The following is a 19,858-nucleotide window of genomic DNA, read 5'->3' as shown; positions in this document are numbered from 1 at the left end:
GTGTTCTGTTTACTTCGTTCCACGCCGTGCGATAATCCGATCTCAACCGAACGACTTGTACGAAATTCCGCACAATGAACGATTTGCCGCTTGCCGATCTCGATGCCTTCACTGCTGTTGCCGCAGCCCGCAGCTTTCGCGCGGCTGCGAAAAAGCGCGGTGTCTCCGCGTCGGCGCTGAGCGAGGCCCTTCGCCGTCTTGAAGCGAAACTGCAGGTGCGCCTGCTCAACCGCACGACCCGTAGTGTGACCCTGACGGAGGCGGGCACGCGGCTGCTTGACCGGTTGACGCCGGCGCTCGGCGAGATCGCCGGCGCGCTCGATCAGGTCAACGAGATGCGTGACAGTCCGGCGGGAACGCTGAAACTGAACGTTCCGACCATCGTCGCCCGCGAAATACTACCACCGATCATCGGCCGGTTCTTGCGCGAGCACCCGGCAATTTCGCTGGAGGTGACGGCGGAGGACGGCTTCGTCGATGTCCTCGCCGCAGGCTTTGACGCCGGCATCCGCTACGAGGAACGCGTCGAGCGTGACATGATCGCCATCCCGATCGGGCCGAGTCGCCAGCGTTACGTTACGGCCGCGGCACCGGACTATCTCGCCAGGTGCGGTGTGCCAGCCCATCCGCACGACCTGCTCGAACACGCCTGCATCCGCCACCGCTTCGCCAGCGGCTTCTCGCTTCCCTGGGAGTTCGGCGAGGGCGAGGCGGCGCTGACGATCGCGCCGCCGGCCGTCGTCACCGCCAACACGATCGATCTCGAACTCGGGGCGGCCATCGACGGTCTTGGCGTGATCCGGACTTTCGAGGAGTTCATCGCGCCTGCGGTTGCCGCACGGCGCCTGGTGCCGATCCTTGAGGCGTGGACGACGAGCTTCTCCGGCCCGCTGCTCTATTATGCAAGCCGAAAGCACATGCCGGCGCCGTTGCGCGCCTTCGTCGATTTTCTGAAGCGCGAACAGCGGCGGGACAATCGCTGAGGCACAGGCTGTACGCTGCCTGACTTATCAACCATTGCGATAGTCCCATCAGATAATTTGAGACGTTCACGGATTGTTTCGTGCGAAATGATCCGTTACACCTAAATTGGTAGCGTTGTTCACGTTCTGTCTCTTTTCCCGGGGCAGGCCGCCGGGGAGGGATCGCATGCGCGACGAGAAATTTGTGCGACGCGGCCTGTTCCTCGTCTTCCTCATTCTGTTTCTCGATATCATCGGCATCGCGATCATCGTGCCGGTGCTGCCGGCCTACCTCGAAGAATTGACGGGCGCCAATGTCAGCGAGGCGGCGATCGATGGCGGATGGCTGCTGCTCGTCTATGCGGCCATGCAGTTTCTCTTCGCGCCGCTGATCGGCAATCTCAGCGACCGCTTCGGCCGCCGCCCGGTGCTGCTCGCATCGGTCTTCACCTTCGCGCTCGACAATCTCATCTGCGCGCTCGCCACCAGCTACTGGATGCTGTTCATCGGCCGCGTGCTCGCGGGCATCAGCGGCGCGAGCTTCGGCACGGCATCGGCCTACATTGCCGACATCAGCCACGACGGAAATCGCGCCAAGAATTTCGGGCTGATCGGCATTGCCTTTGGTACCGGCTTCGCGCTCGGGCCGGTGCTTGGCGGTCTGCTTGGCGAACTCGGCCCGCGGGTCCCGTTCTACGGCGCGGCAGCGCTGTCCTTCGTCAACTTTATCCTTGGCGTATTCCTGCTGCCCGAGACACTCGACAGCGCCAACCGCCGCCGGTTCGAGTGGAAACGCGCCAACCCGCTCGGCGCCCTCAAGCAGATGCGCAATTACCCCGGCATCGGCTGGGTGGGGCTGGTGTTCTTTCTCTTCTGGCTTGCCCATTCGGTCTATCCGGCCGTCTGGTCCTTCGTTTCCAGCTACCGCTACGGCTGGAGCGAGGGGCAGATCGGACTTTCGCTCGGGATCTTCGGTATCGGCGGTGCCTTCGTCATGGCCGTCATCCTGTCGCGCGTGGTGCCGCGGCTTGGGGAGTGGCGCACGGCCGTGCTCGGCCTGACCTTCACCGCGCTCGGAGCCATCGGCTATGCCGGCGCCTGGCAGGGGTGGATGATCTATGCGGTGATCATCGCGACCGCGCTCGAAAGCCTCGCCGATCCGCCGCTGCGCAGTATCGCCGCGGCCCACGTGCCGCCGTCGGCCCACGTGCCGCCGTCGGCCCAAGGCGAGCTTCAGGGCGCGCTGACCAGCATCGGCAGCATCACCACGATCATCGGTCCGCTGATCTTCACCCAGGCCTTCGGCTATTTCACCAGCCCTGCCGCGCCCGTCGCCTTTGCCGGCGCGCCCTATGCACTCGCCAGTTGCTTCCTCGTCGGCGCGCTTATCGTGTTCTTCCTGAAGATACCGAGAAGCAGGGCGGTCGGACCACAGGGCGCGGAGAACGTCGAGCCGGCCGACGCCGCAGCGCCGGAAGAGCCAGAGGCGATGGAGCGGCCGCGACTGCACGGAAATTGATCAATTTCCGTGATCTATCGATGAAAGTTTGAGCAACCTCGCCCTTGCGGCTGGCTCTTTGCCCGACGGTATTCTATTTCCGGATTCCTCCCCCCGATCTTCGGTTGCGGCCCGGGGCCGCATTGACTGCCAGGAATCTGCCATGCTGACCGCGAATGCGAGCCCGATATCGTTGACGACCGACAATTCCTGGCGGACGCACTATCGCGCGAGCTTCTATCTGGGCGTGCCGTTCATCGGTGCGCAGCTGGCGCAGCTCGCCATCAACACGACGGACGTCCTGATGGTCGGCAAGCTCGGCGCCACCGAGCTCGCGGCCATCATCCTGGCGACCCAGATGTATTTCACCGTCTATGTTTTCGGTAACGGATTTGCCAATGCGGTGGTGCCGATGGCGGCACAGGCCGTCGGTCGCGGCGACAAGGTTTCGGTGCGCCGCTCGGTGCGCATGGGCATGTGGGTGGTGATGCTTTACGGCCTTTTGACCGCGCCCATCCTCTGGATGGCCGAGCCGATCCTGCTATTTGCCGGCCAACAGCCCAAGGTCGCAGCCCTTGCGGGGGAATATGTCCGCATCGCGCAATGGGCAATCTTCCCCGGCCTCATCTTCATGGTGCTGAGGGCGTTCCTGAGTGGCCTGGAGAGGGCCGGGATCATTCTCTACGTCACGCTGGCGACGCTCGTGCTCAATGCCGCGCTTTGCTACGTGCTGATCTTCGGCCACTTCGGCTTCCCGCAACTCGGCATCTTCGGTGCGGCGGTCGCGGCGCTTGGCGTCGCTGTGCTCGGCGCGGCGCTGACGATTGCCTATATCAAGAGCAAGCCGGAGCTCAACCAGTACGAACTCTTCGTCCGCTTCTGGCGGCCCGACTGGGTTGCTTTCCGTGAAGTCGTTTTTCTCGGAATTCCGATTTCGCTGACGATCCTTGCCGAGGTCAGCCTCTTCACCGTCGCTTCGTTGCTGATGGGCACGATCGGTACGGTCGAACTTGCGGCCCACGGCATCGCGCTCCAGTTCGCATCGATCGCCTTCATGATCCCGTTGGGGTTGGCGCAGGCGGCGACGGTGCGCGTGGGTCTTTCCTATGGCCGCGGTGACCTCCTGGGCGTCAGGCGCGCGGCGATCGCTTCGCTGGTGCTCGGCGCCGGCTTTGCAATGGTCGGCAGTGCCATCTTCGCATTCTTCCCGAGCCAACTGGCCGCCCTTTATCTCGACACCGCCCGCCCTGATGCTGCAGCCGTGCTTGCCTTCGCAGCGCCGCTCATCGTGATCGCCGGCGCATTCCAGCTCGTCGACGGCATGCAGGCGATCGCCGCGGGCATGTTGCGCGGGCTGAAGGATACCAAGGTGCCGATGCTGCTGGCCTTGATTTCCTATTGGCCGATCGGCTTCGTCTGCGCCTGGGCCTTCGCTTTCCTGTTCAATTTCGGCGGGATCGGCGTCTGGTTCGGTTTCGTGCTCGGCCTTGCCGCCGCCGCGGTGCTGCTGAACTGGCGCTTCTTCCGGATGCTGGGTACGTTGGAGGCCAAAGCCGCCGCCAAGCAGGTGGAAAAGTAACAAGGCGAACGCGGGGCTGCCGAACGCAAAGAAAAAGCCGGACGGGCAGGGGATGCCGTCCGGCTTACAATGGCGGTCGCCTCAGGGGAAGGGAACGACGGCCGCTTACTACCACGCTTCGTTTACGAAGCTTTGGAACCGCTAGACGTTGAAACCGTCGAGCCGTTCCGAACCCTGGCGATCGCGCTGGAGGTCGCGTATCGTCCGGGCAAAGTCGATCAAGAATACGAGACTGGTGACCGCTGCCGCGATCATGAACAGGGTGGCCATAGTGCCCTCCATCAACGGAAGATCTTCTGGGTCGCGTAGCGCTCGCGCCGGTCACGGGACTCGTTGCGCAGTCCATGTATCGTCGCAAAGATCATCGCGAAAAACATCGCCATCGAAAACAGAGCAAGTCCCATAGCCGTAATCCTTTCGCATCCTAAACGGCGGTACGTTCAAAAAAGTTCCGTTGTTACTGGCGCTACACTTAACGTCTTTGGTGTGAAGCACCGTTGAACATGGCATTCATCTAGCATTCATTCTTTCTGGCCCGCTGTTTCCCAGGGAACAGGGCCAGGCGCCGTACAACTCTTGCGATCCGTCGCCGTCCGTGACAAAAGGCTTCACCAAACGGAAACAGGTGCGATGACCACGGCATTTTATCCCGGCTCCTTCGATCCGATGACGAACGGGCATCTCGACGTGCTCGTGCAGGCGCTGAACGTGGCGGCGAAAGTCATCGTCGCAATCGGCATCCACCCGGGCAAGGCGCCGCTCTTTTCCTTCGACGAACGCGCCGAGCTCATCCGCCGTTCGCTCCAGGAATTTCTGCCGGACAGGGCAGGCGACATCGACGTCGTCTCCTTCGACAATCTGGTCGTCGATGCGGCCCGCGAGCGCGGCGCGAAGCTTTTGGTGCGCGGCCTTCGTGACGGCACCGACCTCGACTACGAGATGCAGATGGCCGGGATGAACCGGCAGATGGCGCCGGATATCCAGACCTTGTTCTTGCCGGCAGGCACGGCATCACGGCCCATTACGGCCACATTGGTCCGCCAGATCGCGGCCATGGGCGGCGACGTCAGTGCCTTCGTGCCCAAGTCCGTTTACGAAGCACTGCAGGCCAAACGCCGCCCCTGACGGGCGGCCCCAATTCACCACGCAGGGAGAAATCATGAAAATCCTCCACCTCGCTTTCGCCGGCGCCATCGCGCTTGCTTCCTTTACGGGAACGGCGTTTGCACAATCGGCAGACAACTTCCTGACGATCACGCTCAAGGACGGCCCGGTCGTCGTCGAGCTGCGCCCCGACATCGCACCGAAGCATGTCGAGCAGATCAAGGCGCTGGCCGCCGCCGGTGAATACGACAACGTCGCGTTCCACCGCGTGATCAAGGGCTTCATGGCCCAGACCGGCGACGTGCAGTATGGCGACATGGAAAACGGCTACCAGCCGCAGGCTGCCGGTACCGGCGGTTCGTCGCGTCCGGATATTCCGGCGGAGTTTTCGGACGTTCCGTTCGAGCGCGGCACGGTCGGCATGGCCCGCTCGCAGGACCCGAACAGCGCCAATTCGCAGTTCTTCATCATGTTCGCCCCGGGCGACTTCCTCAACGGCCAGTACACGGTCGTCGGCAAGGTCGTCTCCGGCATGGAGAACGTCGACAAGATCAAGCTCGGCGACGACGCCAACAACGGCTCCGTCACCGATCCCGACCGCATGATCAGCGTCAAGGTCGGCAAGTAAAATCAACAGAAGGAGAAAACCCATGGCCGAGATCAAGGATCCGGAAAACACGATCATCCTGGAGACCACCAAGGGCCAGGTCATCATCGAGCTTCTGCCTGATGTCGCTCCGGGGCACGTCGCCCGCATCAAGGAACTGGCCCGCGAAGGCGCCTACGACGGCGTGGTGTTTCACCGCGTGATCGAGGACTTCATGGCTCAGACCGGCGACGTCCAGTACGGCAAGACCGGCGGCGAGCATTTCAACCCGGCTCGCGCCGGCATGGGCGGCTCCTCCAAGCCGGACCTGAAGGCCGAATTCTCGAACGTCAGCCACGTTCGCGGCACGTGCTCGATGGCCCGTAGCCAGATGCCGAACTCGGCCAACTCGCAGTTCTTCATCTGCTTCACCGATGCGCCTTGGCTCAACAAGCAGTACTCCGTTTGGGGCCAGGTCATCGAAGGCATGGAAACGATCGACAAGATCAAGCGCGGCGAGCCGGTGCGTGATCCAGACTCGATCGTCACGATGCGGGTTGCCGCAGACGCCTGATTTGCGCTAATGCACGAACCCGCCCCGGTCGCCAACTGCGCCGGGGCGGGTTTTCTTTTGTCTGAAGATAGCGATGCGCGTAGACCTGTTCGACTTCGACCTCCCGGAAACCTCGATTGCGCTTCGGCCCGCAAGCCCGCGCGACAGCGCCCGCATGCTCGTGGTGCGTCCCGATAGCGCCGACGTACTGGCGGACAAGGGCGTGCTCGACCTGCCGTCGTTCCTCAGGGAAGGCGACGCGCTTGTCTTCAACGACACCAAGGTGATCCCGGCCCAGCTCGAAGGCATCCGCCGGCGCGGCGAAGAGATCGCGACGCAGGTATCGCTGACCCTGCATATGCGGGTCGCACCCGATCGCTGGAAGGCTTTCGCCCGCCCGGCACGGCGCCTCAAGGTCGGCGACCGCATTGCCTTCGGCCACGGCGGCTCGAGCTGCTTTCTCGGCACGCTCGACGCGACCGTCGAGGAAAAGGGCGATGCCGGCGAAGTGACGCTGCGCTTCGATCTCTCCGGTCCCTCGCTCGACGAGGCGATCATGGCGGTCGGCCACATTCCCTTGCCGCCCTACATCGCCTCCAAGCGCGCCGAGGATGCCCAGGACCGCGCCGATTATCAGACCATGTATGCCCGCGAGGAGGGCGCCGTTGCCGCGCCGACCGCTGGGTTGCATTTTACCGACCGCCTGTTCGCCAAGCTCGACGAGGCCGGCATCGAACGGCATTTCGTGACGCTGCATGTGGGCGCGGGCACGTTCCTGCCGGTCAAGGCAGATGATACCGACGACCATGTGATGCACCAGGAGATCGGCCACGTCGATGCGCGCACGGCCGAGAAGCTCAATGCCGTCAAGGCGAGGGGCGGCCGCATCGTCTGCGTCGGCACGACCTCACTGCGGTTGATCGAAAGCGCCACCTCGGAAGACGGCACTGTCAAGTCCTGGTCCGGTCCGACGGGGATCTTCATCACGCCCGGTTACCGCTTCCGCGCGGTTGACATGTTGATGACCAATTTCCACCTGCCGAAATCGACGCTGTTCATGCTGGTTTCGGCCTTCAGTGGCCTGGACACGATGCGCGCGGCCTACACGCATGCGATCGAAACCGGCTACCGCTTCTATTCCTATGGCGACGCCAGCCTGCTTTTCCGGAAAGACTAGATGACCGAGACCTTCCAGTTCAAGCTTCTCAAGACCGATGGCAAGGCCCGTCGCGGCGAAGTGTCCATGCCGCGCGGCACGATCCGCACGCCGGCCTTCATGCCCGTCGGTACCGTCGGCACGGTCAAGGCGATGTACCTCGACCAGGTCAAGGATCTCGGCGCCGACATCATTCTCGGCAACACCTACCATCTGATGCTGCGTCCAGGCGCGGAGCGCGTCGCGCGCCTTGGCGGTCTGCATGGGTTGATCCGCTGGCAGGGCCCTATCCTCACCGATAGTGGCGGCTTCCAGGTCATGTCGCTTGCCGGCCTTCGCAAGCTCGACGAGCAGGGCGTCACCTTCAAGAGCCATGTCGACGGCGCGCTCTTCCACATGTCGCCGGAGCGCTCGATCGAGATTCAGGGGCTTCTCGACAGCGATATCCAGATGCAACTCGACGAATGCGTGGCGCTGCCGGCTGAGCCAAAGGAAATCGAGCGCGCGATGGAAATGTCGCTGCGCTGGGCCGAGCGCTGCAAGGTTGCCTTCGGCGACCAGCCGGGCAAAGCGATGTTCGGCATCGTCCAGGGCGGCGATATCCCGAAGCTGCGCGAGCGCTCGGCGGAAGCGCTGAAGGGCCTTGACCTCAAGGGCTATGCAGTCGGTGGGCTCGCCGTCGGCGAGCCGCAGGAGGTGATGCTGCGCATGCTCGACATTACCTGCCCGATCATGCCGGTGGACAAGCCCCGTTACCTGATGGGCGTCGGTACGCCTGACGACATCCTGCGCTCGGTCGGTGAGGGCATCGACATGTTCGACTGCGTGATGCCGACCCGCTCGGGACGCCACGGCCTTGCCTTCACGCGCCACGGCCGCATCAACCTGCGCAACGCGCGCCACGCCGAAGACATGCGCCCGCTCGACGAGCAGTCCTCGTGCCCGGCAACGCGCGACTATTCGCGTGCCTACCTGCACCATCTGATCCGCTCGAACGAATCGCTCGGCGGCATGCTGCTCAGCTGGAACAATCTGGCCTACTATCAGGAACTGATGGCCGGCATCCGGCTGGCGATCGACGAAGGCCGCTTCGCCGACTTCATGGCCGAAACCCAGGAAACTTGGCGGCGAGGGGACCTTCCCCCCGTCTGATGGCCGCCAACGGACCGGTGCCTCAGATCGCCGGTCCCGACGCCGACTGCAAAATCATCACGCTGTTGATCTTGTAGCTGCCATCCGGCTGCTTCACGAGTTCGTAGACTGCTGTCCAATCCTTGCCGTCGGGCGCCGAGATCAGAACTTCCTGCAGCACCTGGTCGCCAATCACCTTCGATCGGCCGAACGCGAAGTTGCCAGGCCGATAGACGGGCTGGTAGCCGCGCTTCACCATCTCGAAGAAGCTTGCCTTGTCGGGAAATTTGCCGCGCACCGCAGGTGAGGTGAAGGAGTAGGCGGTTTCCGCATCATCCTGCAGAAAGGCAGCGATCTGTTCTCGTATGATTGTCCGCGCCGTATCGACGGGTTCGTCCGCGCGCGCCGCGGTCACGGCTGCCAGTTGCGCCATCATGCCGAGTGTGATTGCAAAGCTCCTGAACATCGCCGATCTCCATAGCTGCAATGGAAGACTAGGACAGTCACGGCTTTTGGAAACAGGAGCATTGGTTGCCGTTTCGAACAATGCATCCGATTGGTTTATATAAACCGTTTTAAATCAACGTATTATTTCTATATATGAAAGTATTATATCAGGCATCATAAGTTAGTGATGTCTGCAAAATGGCTTGCATAGGGCCGGCGGCGGCGAGGCGCCCGTTGCCAATGTGCAAACGAGCGGAACGCCAACCGCCGGGGAAGTCGACCTAGCTGAAGGTCGTCGTCATCCATTCCTGCCACTTCGGCTCGCTGTCTTTCGCCCGCGCCTTGGCATCGTCTCCATAGTGATAGAGTGCGATGCTGGCGTTTGTGCCATCGCCGGTCGAATAGGTTCCGATGAGCGCGATGCCAGCGCCGGGTTCCTTCAGGCGCAGCAACAGATAGCGTTGCTTGGTGTCCTGCTGCACCCGTTCGACGATGCCGGCGAGGCGTTCGGGCTTTGGTGGCGTGCTGCGCTCTTCGCCGACATTGGCGCCGAGAAGCCCCAGTGCTTCGGTCAGGCGTGCCCAGACCGTGGCCTCCGGTTTCCCGCTGGAAACCATGGCAAAGCTGCTGGCCGCCGTCTCGCCGGCGAAATGCGCAAGATAGATCTTCAGGATCTCGAAGAACGCCGGCCATCCGCCCTCGAACCCTTCCAACTGGTCGTCCCAGTCGTCGCTCGATGTGAACAGCGAATGCACCATGCGCAGCACGCAGCGATCGCCGGAACGCGCCGTGACGGTGATTTCGGTTGCAACCGGCGGCGCGCCTTCGCTCCACTCGCGCTCCACATAGGCAAAGCGGGTAGGTGGCTCCCAATGCGTCACCTCACCGGTCGAGGCGCCGTTCGGACCGAAGTCGAAGGCGATCCTGCCTCTGACGTGCTCGTCGATTTCCGTCTTGGTGAACCAGGCATTGTTGCCGCTGCCGGTTGCGATCGCCTGCCAGACCTTTTCGGGTGAGCCGGGCACGATCAGTTCCATTTCAACCCAGCGCTTTCCGCTGCCATCCTTCTTGATAGGCATGGGATATCCTTTCAGGAGTTGGTGTCGTTGGGGTCGCCGTTGGCTGCGCCGTCATCGCTTGGCGCAGGGTAGGAGGCAATGATGAGCCGGTGCGGCCGGGCTCCCGGCGCACTTTCATCGTGGTAGCGCGCAGCAAGCGTGCTCACCGCCTGGGCGAGATCGGCGGTAAAGGCGGCGCGCTCCGCGGGCGAGCGAAAATTGATGACGGTGTCGATCGACAGCGTCGCCAGCCGCTTGTCCTGCGCCCGGGCACTGCGCAGCAACCCGCCGACCTCACGGACCATGCGGGCCGCCAAAGCGACCAGATAGCTCCCAGACAGGCGATCGTTGCTGCGCCCGGGATCGGCGGCAATCGGCCCCAGCGCCGCCGGCGAAACCACATAGGATGTGGCGGTTGCGACCATCAGCCGCTCGGTCAGCCCGCCCCAGCGGCGTTCCTCAGCCGGTTCTATCAGCTTGTGCTCTTCGAGCGCACGCAGGTGGTAGTTGACCTTCTGGCGCGTCAGGCCCACCCGCACAGCCAGCGCGGCAGCCGATGCAGGCGCGGCAAGTTCCGCCAGCAAACGGGCCTTGATCGGCTCCAGGGCAAGCGCGGCAGCCGCCGGCGCATCTATGACGTCGAGATCGAGCATGCGGCCATGATCGCCTTGACAATTTTTTTTGTCAAGGCGATCATGGCGCCTAATGCGGGTAGGGGGCGCTGAGTGCCCGCGTAGCATGCACGATTTCGGCTATGCAGAGCCTTCCAACCATTCAGGCTCACTTCAATGGGACCAGTCATGCGGCCAACACTTCGCCAGGCAACCAAAGCCGATCACGATCGCCTCGAAGAGGTGCAGCGCCTTGCTTCGCTGGCAACCGGCGATCACCACAAGGAACTTCTCGACAATCCTGATGTCTTCGGGGTCGCCGAGGAACATCTCCCGAATTCGCTGGTTGCCGAAGCGAACGGTGAGGTCATCGGCTTCTGTACTGTGCTGCCCATATCCAGCGAATCTGCAGAGCTGGACGCTATCTTTGTCGATCCGAGTGCATGGCGGCGCGGCATCGGCACGCTGCTGCTGGCAGAAGCGGAGCAGCGTGCGTCCAGTGCGGGCGCGCTCAAGATGTGGGTGACATCCGGCGGATATGCGATTTCCTTCTATCGGTCCTTGGGGTTCCAATCCGCCGGGATGGAGATAACCGACTTTGGTCCGGCGGAACGCTTGGTCAAGGAACTGAAAGGAGCTGAGCCGGGGTAGGTTGCCCGGTTGAGCGTCTCCACGTGATGCACCGCCACTATTGCCGACCGCTTGGCAGTTCGTCGCTTTTTCCCTGAATGTCGCCACCCAAGGTGGTGGGAGACAAATGTATCGATGGGAGCGTGCCGATGAATGCCGGAACGATCGAGGTTTACCGCCCACGTGATGTTTCCAACCTGGGCGATTGGGACATCGGCGGTCTCAAGCTCAAAGCCTATGGTCTCGCAGCCGATGGCCGCCACGTCGATGATGCGATGGTGGTGCTCGCTCAGTCATTCGTCCGACGGGACGTAATTCCGCGCGTGGCGGCTGAGGGCGACAGCAACGGCCTCGGCTTTGTCATCATCCATCCCGGCAGCCTCGGTATCTCCATCTCTGCGCACTGGTGGATACAGGGCTCGGTCCTGTGTCAGCACAATTATCGCAAGCTCTATTCGGCTTCTGAGCCAATGGATGCGGCACGGAGACCGGTCATTGCCTGTGTTTGGGAATTGGCGCTGATCAACGCCGAGCAGGAAGCCTGGCGAAAGACGATGATGAAAGACAAACCCGACCCATCGGCCTACATGGAAGAGCGTGCCGCTTTCGAAGCGGCCCGAGAGACAGGGACGTGACGCAAGTGATGAGGGCGCGCTTTGGGCAAGCGCTGAGGAGCAAATCTCACCTGGAAATGGAATCCGCCCAGCCAGGCACAAAGATCACATAAGATAGATTATGGAACCAACGTATGTGCCGGAAAGCATGGATTGCGGCGGAACGTTGCCTTGGCGAGCTTGACCCAGCCTTTCTAGCCTGCTTAGCGTTCCCGAACCGAACACCTCATTTTCAAGGCCAGATGCGATGAGCGAATTGCGCGTTCTTTCAGATGCTTTCATTCCGGAACTGCCAAACCGCTACAAAGGCAAAGTTCGCGAAAACTACGACCTGCCCGATGGCAACCGCATCATTATCGCGACGGACCGCCTCAGCGCCTTCGATGTCATCCTGACGTCGATCCCGAACAAGGGTCATGTGCTGACCCAGACGGCGCGCTACTGGTTCGAGGAAACGGCCGACATCTGCCCGAACCATGTGGTCAGCTATCCGGACCCGAACGTCGTCATCGGCAAGCGGCTCGACATTCTGCCGGTCGAGGTCGTCGTGCGCGGCTATCTCGCCGGAACCACCAGCACCTCGATCCTGACCAAGTACCGCAACGGCGAGCGCGAGATGTACGGCATCACCTTGCCGGACGGCATGCGCGACAACGAGAAACTGCCCAAGGCGATCATCACGCCCACCAGCAAGGCGTTCGACGGCGGCCACGACGAGCCGCTTTCGACTGAGGCGATCCTCGAGCAAGGACTGCTGACGAAGGAGCAGCTCGACACAGTCTGGCAATATGCGCTCGCACTGTTTGCCCGCGGCCAAGAGCGCGCCGCCGAGCGCGGCCTGATCCTCGTCGACACTAAGTACGAGTTCGGAACCGACGAAAACGGCACGATTATTCTCGCCGACGAGATCCATACGCCCGACAGCAGCCGTTATTGGATCGCCGACAGCTACCAGGAAAGCTTCGAGCGCGGCGAACGTCCCAGGAGTTTTGACAAGGATTTCGTGCGCGCCTGGGTCACCGCGCGCTGCGATCCCTACAAGGATGCGATCCCGGAAATTCCTGTCGATCTCATCGAGCAGACCTCGGCGGTCTATATCGAAGCCTTCGAGAAGATCACCGGCCAGCGCTTTGTTCCGGATCTGTCGGGTGCGACGGTTCTGGATCGCATTCGCGCCAACCTGACACCATACTTCTCGAAATAAATCAGTATATTAGATATTTATTCTAATCTGAATTAGGCGCTGAACGTAGGATCGTCAACACCGAATTCGAGCCGCATCAGGTCGTATGCCGGCTCGATATGATCAGGCGTCTCGCATTGCACCGTGTCGTAATCGAGCGGCACGTGCATGTGCGTCAGCACCGCCCGCTTGGGCTTCAGGCGCTCGATCCAGCCGAGCGATTGCACCAGCGACAGATGGCTCGGGTGGAACTTGTATTGCAGCGTGTCGATCACCAGCAGATCGAGGCCACCGAGCTTGGCGACGGTTTCTGCGGGAAAATCGCTGACGTCGCTGCAATAGGCAAAATCGCCGATGCGGAATCCCAGAGAGTGAATATTGCCGTGAAATTGCATCAGCGGCCGGAAAGCGATCGGCCCGCCGGCGCCCGATATCACCACCGGCGGCAGATCATCGGCAATGATGTGCGGCTCGACGATTGGCGGATAGCCGCTGCCTGGCGGCGATTCCAGGCAATAGCCAAACCCTTCGCGAATGCGGCCCATCGTATAGGCATCGGCCCAGATCGGCACCCGCCTCCGGTTCTCGATGACGTAGCCGCGCAGGTCGTCGATCCCATGCAGATGGTCGGCATGGGCATGGGTATAGATCACCGCATCGATGTGGCGCACATTCGTTGCGACCATCTGCGCGCGAAAATCCGGTCCCGTGTCGATGACGACGCTCGTCCTGCCGCCGTCGGGCGCGATCTGCTCGACGAGCAAGGCCGCGCGCATGCGCCGGTTTTTCGGGTTTTCAGGATTGCAGGCGCCCCAGTCACCGGTGATACGCGGCACGCCTGGCGACGAGCCGCAGCCGAGAATGGTGAAGGCGCGCCGGAACGCCACGTCAGAGCCTCGGCATCTTGGAGAAGACGCGGAAAGCATTCTCCGTGGTGATCCTTGCAATCTCCTCGGTGGTCACGCCGATCGTCTCGGCAAGCACGGCGGCCGTATGGGCGACGTAAGCCGGTTCGTTGCGCTTGCCGCGGAACGGCTTGGGCGCGAGATACGGCGCGTCAGTCTCGACGATCATCCGGTCATGCGGCACGGTCTTGGCGATCTCGCGCAGCTCTTCGGATTTCGGAAAGGTCAGGATGCCCGAGAACGACACGTAGCCGCCGAGTTCCACGCCGATGCGGGCAAGCTCCGGACCGGAAGAGAAGCAGTGCAGAAGGAAAGGGAAGGCCCCCTTCCCGGTCTCCTCGGTCAGGATCGCCGCCATGTCGTCATCGGCCGAGCGGCTGTGAATGACGAGCGGCAGCCTGGTCTCGCGGGCAGCCGCTATGTGACGGCGCAGGCCTTCGATCTGGGCCTCACGCGGTGCGTTGTCATAGAAATAGTCGAGACCCGCCTCGCCAATCGCCACCACCTTGGGATGGGCCGAAAGCCTGACGAGCTCCTCGGTTGTGATATCCAGTTCCTCGTCCGCATTGTGCGGATGGGTACCGACGGAACAGAAGACGTTCGGATAGCTTTCGGCGATCGCGAGGATCGTCTCGAACCGCTTTACGCGGGTCGAGATCGTGATCATCTGCTCGACACCGGCTTCGTGCGCCCGCGCGACGATGGCATCACGCTCCGCTTCGAAGTCGGGGAAGTCCAGATGGCAATGGGTATCGATCAGCATGCTCAAAATGCCTTACTGCGCTTCCGGTGCCACGTAGCGCGGGAAGACCGGCTTCGGCGCCTCGAGCGGCGTGCCCGAGACGAGGCGTCCCGCCTCACCGAGTGCCGCGAAGTCGCGCTTGTCGGTGGGGGCAGCCACCAGATCAAGCAGCTTGGCCGAGGATTCCGGCATGAACGGCTGCAGCAGGATGGCAATCTGGCGCACGACTTCGGCCGTCACGTAAAGCACGGTGCCCATGCGGGCCGGATCGGTCTTCTTCAGCGCCCAAGGCTCCTGGCCGGCGAAGTAGCGGTCCGTCTCGGAAACGACGGCAATGATCGCCGCCAGAGCCCGGTGGATCATCTGCTTGCCCATTTCGTCGCGGGTGACTTCGTGCAGTGCGTCGGCAGCGGCCAGCATCGCCTTGTCCTCGTCGGTCAAGGGGCCGCAAACCGGCACCTGGCCGTCGCAGTTCTTGACGATCATCGACAGCGAGCGGCTCGCCAGGTTGCCGATGCCGTTGGCGAGGTCGGAGTTGATGCGAGTTGCGATCCCCTCCTCGCTATAGCTGCCGTCCTGGCCGAAGGAGACTTCGCGCAAGAAAAAGTAGCGGATCTGGTCGAGGCCGAAATGTTCAACGAGGTTGAACGGGTCGACGACGTTGCCGAGCGACTTCGACATCTTCTCGCCCTTGTTGAGCAGGAAGCCATGCGCGAAGACGCGCTTGGGCAGCGGCAGGCCAGCCGACATCAGGAACGCCGGCCAATAGACCGCGTGGAAGCGGATGATGTCTTTGCCGATCACATGGATATTCGCCGGCCAGAACTTGGAGCGCGGGCCCTGCGGATCGTCGAGATAGCCGGTCGCGGTGATGTAGTTCGTCAGCGCATCGACCCAGACATACATGACATGCGCCGGATCGTTCGGGACCTTGATGCCCCAGTCGAAGGTGGTGCGCGAAACCGAGAGGTCCTTGAGGCCGGATTTCACGAAGGAGATCACTTCGTTGCGGCGCTCTGCCGGACCGATGAAGTCCGGGTTCTCTTCGTAATGCTTCAGCAGCTTGTCCTGGTATTCCGACAGCTTGAAGAAGTAGCTCTGCTCTTCGACCCACTCGACCGGCGTTCCCTGCGGCCCGTAGCGCACGCCGTCGGCGCGCAGCTCGGTCTCGTTTTCCTGGTAGTAGGCTTCGTCGCGAACCGAGTACCAGCCCGCGTAGGAGTCCTTATAGAGGTCGCCCGCCTCGCCCATGCGGATCCAGATGTCCTGCGACGCCTTGTGGTGTCGCTCCTCGGTCGTGCGGATGAAATCGTCGTTGGATGCGTTCAGGGCGACCGCCATCTTCTGGAATTCCGCCGAGTTACGGTCGGCAAGCTCCTGCGGCGTCACGCCTTCCTTGCGGGCCGTCTGCTGCATCTTCTGCCCATGCTCGTCCGTGCCGGTCAGGAAGAAAACCTCACGTCCGTCGAGGCGCTGGTAGCGCGCCATGGCATCCGTCGCGATCAGTTCATAGGCATGGCCGATATGCGGCTTGCCGTTCGGGTAGGAAATCGCTGTCGTGATGTAGAAGGGGGACGTGTCTCTCATAGGCGGATTCGATCTATCTCGGATTAAGCTACGCACGCTCTTAGCGCATACGCTTGAAGGAAGAAACATGCGATCCATGAAAAGCCCGGCCGGAACAAGCGCCGACAGCGCCCTCTCCTTGCGCGCTTCGCGTGCAGGAAGTAGAACAAAACGGAAACAATTTAGGAGGAGATGAGTCGTGCTGGATCAACTTGGCAGCCAATTTGAAACCGCGTCGGCCGGCTATGCCGCCGCGCACGGGATCGAGCGCGATCCCGACTGGTTCATCTTGAAGATGCAGGAGGAAATGGGTGAACTGACCCAGGCGTGGAACAAGCTCAGCGGCCGCGGCCGGTCCCAGGGGAAGTCGCCGGACGATCTCCGGACACAGATGGCCGACGAGACCGCCGACCTTCTCGGGCACGTCCTGCTCTTCGCGCAGCACCACAAGCTCGACCTTCACGCGGCGATCGCGCGCAAATGGCGTTTTCAGCCGGCGCTATAGCGCCGCTTTCATATCGTCGAGCAACGACAGGATGGTCTGCTTCCGGTCGAGATTATAGGCGTCGCTGACCGTCAGTCGCTCGGTCACGGTGGCTGACAGCCGGGCGAAGCGCTCGGCGCGCATGATGTCGCCGGAAACGGCCGCGTCGCGCGCCTCGCGCATGATGCGGTCGCTGGCAAGGGCCTGGAAGAAATCGAAGATCGTTTCGCTGTCCTTGCCGGCGAGGGCATCGGCGAGCTTGTGCATGTCTTTCCGGACAGCCGGTCCCTGCCCCGCAAGGATGCCCTCGAAGGTCGCGGCGATTTCCAGGCCGCCATAATTAATCAGCTTCAGCGCCTCGGCGACGCTGCCGCTGGCGGCAGCGATAATGCGCCCGGCATTCTCGCCCTCAAGATCGAAACCGAGATGCGCCAATGCCTGGCCGAGCGGTGCTGCTTCGAGCGGCTTCAACCGCAGCGGCAGGCAGCGCGAGCGGATCGTCGGCAGCAGTTTCCCGGGTGCATGCGTCAGCACCAGAAACAGCGAGCGGCGCGGCGGTTCCTCAAGGATCTTCAGGATGGCGTTGGCCGCATTGCGATTGAGATCGTCGGCCGGATCGATGATGACGATGCGCCAATTGCCCGTGCCGGAGGTCTGGCTGAAGAACTTGCCGGCGCGCCGAACCTCGTCGACGGTGATTGCCCCCTTGGCCCTGCCCGTCTTTTCATCGATCGGGCGGGCCAGGTGCAGGAGATTGTGCGAGGCGCCGGAGGCGAGCTGCCTGCCGATCGCCGAGCTCGGGTCCGGGTCGGCGAGTGCTTCGGGCGCTTCGGCTGGCTCGGGGTGTTTCAGGATATGGTAGGCAAAGCGGAAGGCAAGCGTCGCCTTGCCGATCCCTTCCGGCCCTTCGATCAGGATTGCGTGGTGCCCCTTGCCGGAGCGGTAGCTCTGCGCCAGGAAGGCTTCTGCCTGCTCATGGCCGAACAAGCGATTGTTCTCCGCGGGCGCTATCGCGCCATCAAGGACGCCGGCTCTTTCGCTCATGACACGACTTCCTCGGCAGACGCGTCCGTGCCGTCGCCGTGCGGCAGAAGCGCTTCGACAAGCGAAAGCACCTCGGCGGCGATCGCCTCGACCGGTTGCGTCGCGTCCACCACCCGGCACCGCTCGGAATCGCGGCTGGCAATGTCGAGAAAGGCGTCGCGCCGCTTCTCGTGGGTCTCCAGCTGTTCCTTTTCGAAACGATCTGGGTTGTCGTCGCCGGCGCGGCGTTGCGCCCGTTCGAGGCCGACACTGGCGGGCAGGTCGAAGATCACCGTGCGGTCCGGCACGACACCGTTGATCGCCACGCGCTCAAGGCTCTCGACGAAGCTTTGTTCGAGATTGCCGGTAATTCCCTGATAGACACGCGAGGAATCCATGAAGCGGTCGCAAAGCACGATCGTGCCCTTGTCGAGCGACGGCCGGATGACCTCTTCGACATGGTCGCTGCGGGCTGCGGCAAAGAGAATCGCTTCCATCCTGACCCCGAAGGCTTCCGCAGCCCCCGAAAGCAGCACGTGACGCACAGCCTCGGCGCCGGGAGAGCCCCCGGGCTCGCGCGTCGTCAGCACCTCGTAGCCGCGCGCGCGTAGGGATTCGGCCAGGAGGCGGAGCTGCGTCGACTTGCCGGCACCTTCCCCACCTTCGAATGTAACGAACAGACCTTTTTTCAGCGACACCATGCTTTCCCGTATCGGCATGCGATTTGGCCCTGTTTAGCCGATTGGTTCTCCGGGCGAAACCGTCAGGTGACGATTTGGCAGATGCATTGCTGCGCCGGCATTGCGCCCACGGCCTAAAGCCAGAAGAAAAGCAGTTCCTGCAGGGCGTCGACCGCGCGGCTCGTCAGGGTTCCCTGCCCTACCGCGCCGGCCGTCTTGACCGGGACTTCGCGCAAAAGCTTCTCGCCGTTCCACAGTTTGACGACGCCGACTTCCGTGCCGGCCGACACCGGCGCCCGCAGGGGCCACTTGTAGACGATGCGCGCCGTCAGCCGCTCGGGATTGTTGACCGGCAGCAGCACGTCGACCGGGCCGCCGGCCACCAGCGCGACGTGAGATGCATCGCCGCCATAGACGGCCGCCTCGCCGATCGCTTCTCCATCGGCGAAGATGCGCTTCTTCTCGAAGGCGGTCATCGCCCAGTCGAGAACCTTGCGGCTCTCCTCGATGCGCTCCTTGTCGGTTTCAAGCCCGCCCATCGCAAGGTAGACGCGGCGGTCGCCGCGCTGCAGCGATGCGGCGAGCGAAAAGCCGAAACCCTCGGCAAAGCCCGTCGCCAGGCCATCCACGCCGATATTGGCCGAAATCAGCGGGTTCTTGTTGCGCTGGAGGATCTTGTTCCATTCGAATTCCGGCTGCGCATAGAGCCGGTAGAGATCGGGATGCGCCTCGTGCAGATGGCGGACGAGCGTCACCAGTTCGCTCATCGTGATCTTGTTGCCGGGATCGGGCAGCCCGGTCGCGTTGCGGAAGGTCGCAACCGGCATGCCGAGTTCGCGTGCGCGCGCCGTCATGCGTTCGGCAAACGCACCTTCGCTCCCGGTCATACCCTCGGCGAGAATGATGCAGGCATCGTTGGCAAGCTGAACTGCGACGCCCTGCAGGAGATCGGCGACCCGGATGCGCGATTTCAGCGCGGCAAACATCGTGGAAGTGCCGGCCGGTGCGCCGCCGGTCCGCCAGGCATGCTCCGATACGTCGTAGAGGGTCTCGGGCGAGATCTCGCCCTTGCCGAGCGCCTCGGCGACCACCTCCATGGTCATCAGCTTGGCAAGCGATGCGGGCGGGATCGGGTCGTTTTCGGCGCGCGAGAAAAGCACCGTGCCGGTTTCGGCATCGACCAGCAAGATCTGCTTTGCCTTGGTGTCGAAGGCGGGTGCCGGCGTTTGCGCGAATGCGGCGCCGGCAAACAACGCAAGGCCCAGGAATGCGGCCGAAAGCATCTTCATGCGCATGGGAAACTCCGGTTTCCCCTTGGGCATAGCAGCGTGGTCATTTTGGCACAA

At 62.5% G+C, this 19,858-nt stretch carries 23 protein-coding genes; 12 read left to right on the top strand and 11 right to left on the bottom strand.

Annotation, left to right across the window (positions count from 1 at the left end; all coding sequences use genetic code 11):
• Window positions 1–74: 74 nt before the first annotated feature.
• From OKW20_RS14035 to OKW20_RS14025, 3 genes are all read left to right on the top strand, one after another.
• Entirely contained in the window at window positions 75–983 is a 909-nt protein-coding gene (locus tag OKW20_RS14035; RefSeq protein WP_429173043.1) for a LysR substrate-binding domain-containing protein, read from the top strand.
• 166 nt (window positions 984–1,149) lie between these two features.
• On the top strand, window positions 1,150–2,481 hold the full coding sequence (locus tag OKW20_RS14030; RefSeq protein WP_429173040.1) for a TCR/Tet family MFS transporter: 1,332 nt from the start codon (window positions 1,150–1,152) through the stop codon (window positions 2,479–2,481).
• Between the two features lie 142 nt (window positions 2,482–2,623).
• Entirely contained in the window at window positions 2,624–4,039 is a 1,416-nt protein-coding gene (locus OKW20_RS14025) for an MATE family efflux transporter (RefSeq protein ID WP_429173038.1), read from the top strand.
• A 141-nt stretch (window positions 4,040–4,180) separates the two neighbouring features.
• Here the strand turns inward: OKW20_RS14025 and OKW20_RS14020 are convergent, their stop codons facing one another.
• Window positions 4,181–4,309 carry a hypothetical protein gene (locus OKW20_RS14020; RefSeq protein WP_256364279.1) on the bottom strand — a complete coding sequence of 43 codons (129 nt, stop codon included), beginning with the start codon at window positions 4,307–4,309 and terminating at the stop codon, window positions 4,181–4,183.
• Between the two features lie 11 nt (window positions 4,310–4,320).
• Window positions 4,321–4,443: a hypothetical protein gene (locus tag OKW20_RS14015; RefSeq protein ID WP_255380879.1), complete on the bottom strand. Its 123-nt coding sequence runs from the start codon at window positions 4,441–4,443 to the stop codon at window positions 4,321–4,323.
• Between the two features lie 226 nt (window positions 4,444–4,669).
• Between OKW20_RS14015 and coaD the strand changes: the two genes are divergently transcribed.
• The 5 genes from coaD (at window position 4,670) to tgt (ending at window position 8,590) form a co-directional block, all read left to right on the top strand.
• Window positions 4,670–5,164 (top strand): pantetheine-phosphate adenylyltransferase, encoded by a 495-nt coding sequence (gene coaD, locus OKW20_RS14010; protein WP_043614335.1) that lies wholly within the window; start codon window positions 4,670–4,672, stop codon window positions 5,162–5,164.
• Window positions 5,165–5,198: 34 nt separating this feature from the next.
• On the top strand, window positions 5,199–5,771 hold the full coding sequence (locus tag OKW20_RS14005) for a peptidylprolyl isomerase (RefSeq protein ID WP_043614338.1): 573 nt from the start codon (window positions 5,199–5,201) through the stop codon (window positions 5,769–5,771).
• Window positions 5,772–5,793: 22 nt separating this feature from the next.
• Window positions 5,794–6,303: a peptidylprolyl isomerase gene (locus OKW20_RS14000; RefSeq protein ID WP_043614341.1), complete on the top strand. Its 510-nt coding sequence runs from the start codon at window positions 5,794–5,796 to the stop codon at window positions 6,301–6,303.
• Between the two features lie 73 nt (window positions 6,304–6,376).
• Window positions 6,377–7,459 (top strand): tRNA preQ1(34) S-adenosylmethionine ribosyltransferase-isomerase QueA, encoded by a 1,083-nt coding sequence (queA, locus tag OKW20_RS13995; RefSeq protein ID WP_205238778.1) that lies wholly within the window; start codon window positions 6,377–6,379, stop codon window positions 7,457–7,459.
• Entirely contained in the window at window positions 7,460–8,590 is a 1,131-nt protein-coding gene (tgt, locus tag OKW20_RS13990) for a tRNA guanosine(34) transglycosylase Tgt (RefSeq protein WP_043614346.1), read from the top strand. It abuts the gene before it with no gap.
• 22 nt (window positions 8,591–8,612) lie between these two features.
• Here tgt and OKW20_RS13985 read toward each other — a convergent pair whose 3' ends face one another.
• The 3 genes from OKW20_RS13985 to OKW20_RS13975 all read right to left on the bottom strand — a co-directional run bounded on the left by OKW20_RS13985 (window position 8,613) and on the right by OKW20_RS13975 (window position 10,727).
• Complete coding sequence (locus OKW20_RS13985) at window positions 8,613–9,035, bottom strand: DUF4864 domain-containing protein (protein ID WP_429173034.1); 423 nt, start codon at window positions 9,033–9,035, stop codon at window positions 8,613–8,615.
• 262 nt (window positions 9,036–9,297) lie between these two features.
• Window positions 9,298–10,095: an SRPBCC family protein gene (locus OKW20_RS13980; RefSeq protein ID WP_429173031.1), complete on the bottom strand. Its 798-nt coding sequence runs from the start codon at window positions 10,093–10,095 to the stop codon at window positions 9,298–9,300.
• 11 nt (window positions 10,096–10,106) lie between these two features.
• A complete protein-coding gene (locus tag OKW20_RS13975; protein ID WP_429173029.1) occupies window positions 10,107–10,727 on the bottom strand; it encodes a helix-turn-helix domain-containing protein in 621 nt (206 codons plus the stop codon).
• Between the two features lie 147 nt (window positions 10,728–10,874).
• Between OKW20_RS13975 and OKW20_RS13970 the strand changes: the two genes are divergently transcribed.
• The 3 genes from OKW20_RS13970 (at window position 10,875) to OKW20_RS13960 (ending at window position 13,133) form a co-directional block, all read left to right on the top strand.
• On the top strand, window positions 10,875–11,336 hold the full coding sequence (locus OKW20_RS13970; protein ID WP_429173026.1) for a GNAT family N-acetyltransferase: 462 nt from the start codon (window positions 10,875–10,877) through the stop codon (window positions 11,334–11,336).
• 128 nt (window positions 11,337–11,464) lie between these two features.
• Window positions 11,465–11,950 (top strand): hypothetical protein, encoded by a 486-nt coding sequence (locus tag OKW20_RS13965; RefSeq protein WP_429173024.1) that lies wholly within the window; start codon window positions 11,465–11,467, stop codon window positions 11,948–11,950.
• A 235-nt stretch (window positions 11,951–12,185) separates the two neighbouring features.
• Window positions 12,186–13,133 carry a phosphoribosylaminoimidazolesuccinocarboxamide synthase gene (locus OKW20_RS13960; RefSeq protein WP_429173444.1) on the top strand — a complete coding sequence of 316 codons (948 nt, stop codon included), beginning with the start codon at window positions 12,186–12,188 and terminating at the stop codon, window positions 13,131–13,133.
• 32 nt (window positions 13,134–13,165) lie between these two features.
• Here the strand turns inward: OKW20_RS13960 and OKW20_RS13955 are convergent, their stop codons facing one another.
• Genes OKW20_RS13955 through metG form a run of 3 tightly spaced genes read right to left on the bottom strand, consistent with a single transcriptional unit; the run spans window position 13,166 to window position 16,346 of the window.
• Entirely contained in the window at window positions 13,166–13,999 is an 834-nt protein-coding gene (locus tag OKW20_RS13955) for an MBL fold metallo-hydrolase (RefSeq protein WP_429173022.1), read from the bottom strand.
• Window position 14,000: 1 nt separating this feature from the next.
• Entirely contained in the window at window positions 14,001–14,780 is a 780-nt protein-coding gene (locus tag OKW20_RS13950) for a TatD family hydrolase (protein ID WP_429173019.1), read from the bottom strand.
• Between the two features lie 12 nt (window positions 14,781–14,792).
• Entirely contained in the window at window positions 14,793–16,346 is a 1,554-nt protein-coding gene (gene metG, locus OKW20_RS13945) for a methionine--tRNA ligase (RefSeq protein WP_429173017.1), read from the bottom strand.
• A 178-nt stretch (window positions 16,347–16,524) separates the two neighbouring features.
• On the opposite strand from metG, the gene OKW20_RS13940 reads away from it, so the two are divergent.
• On the top strand, window positions 16,525–16,830 hold the full coding sequence (locus tag OKW20_RS13940) for a pyrophosphatase (RefSeq protein WP_043614374.1): 306 nt from the start codon (window positions 16,525–16,527) through the stop codon (window positions 16,828–16,830).
• On the opposite strand, the gene OKW20_RS13935 is transcribed toward OKW20_RS13940, so the two are convergent.
• The 3 genes from OKW20_RS13935 to OKW20_RS13925 form a co-directional block, all read right to left on the bottom strand.
• Complete coding sequence (locus OKW20_RS13935) at window positions 16,825–17,853, bottom strand: DNA polymerase III subunit delta' (RefSeq protein ID WP_429173011.1); 1,029 nt, start codon at window positions 17,851–17,853, stop codon at window positions 16,825–16,827. The genes OKW20_RS13940 and OKW20_RS13935 overlap by 6 nt on opposite strands.
• Entirely contained in the window at window positions 17,850–18,551 is a 702-nt protein-coding gene (gene tmk, locus OKW20_RS13930) for a dTMP kinase (RefSeq protein ID WP_429173009.1), read from the bottom strand. Before tmk ends, OKW20_RS13935 begins: the two co-directional genes overlap by 4 nt.
• A gap of 95 nt (window positions 18,552–18,646) precedes the next feature.
• On the bottom strand, window positions 18,647–19,807 hold the full coding sequence (locus OKW20_RS13925; protein WP_429173006.1) for a D-alanyl-D-alanine carboxypeptidase family protein: 1,161 nt from the start codon (window positions 19,805–19,807) through the stop codon (window positions 18,647–18,649).
• Between the last annotated feature and the right edge of the window lie 51 nt (window positions 19,808–19,858).

Source organism: Ensifer sp. LBL (assembly GCF_050435225.1).
In the GTDB taxonomy this organism is placed as follows: Bacteria; Pseudomonadota; Alphaproteobacteria; order Rhizobiales; family Rhizobiaceae; genus Ensifer.
The sequence above is the reverse complement of the archived record's forward strand: the minus strand, read 5'-3'. Positions and strand labels throughout refer to the sequence as shown.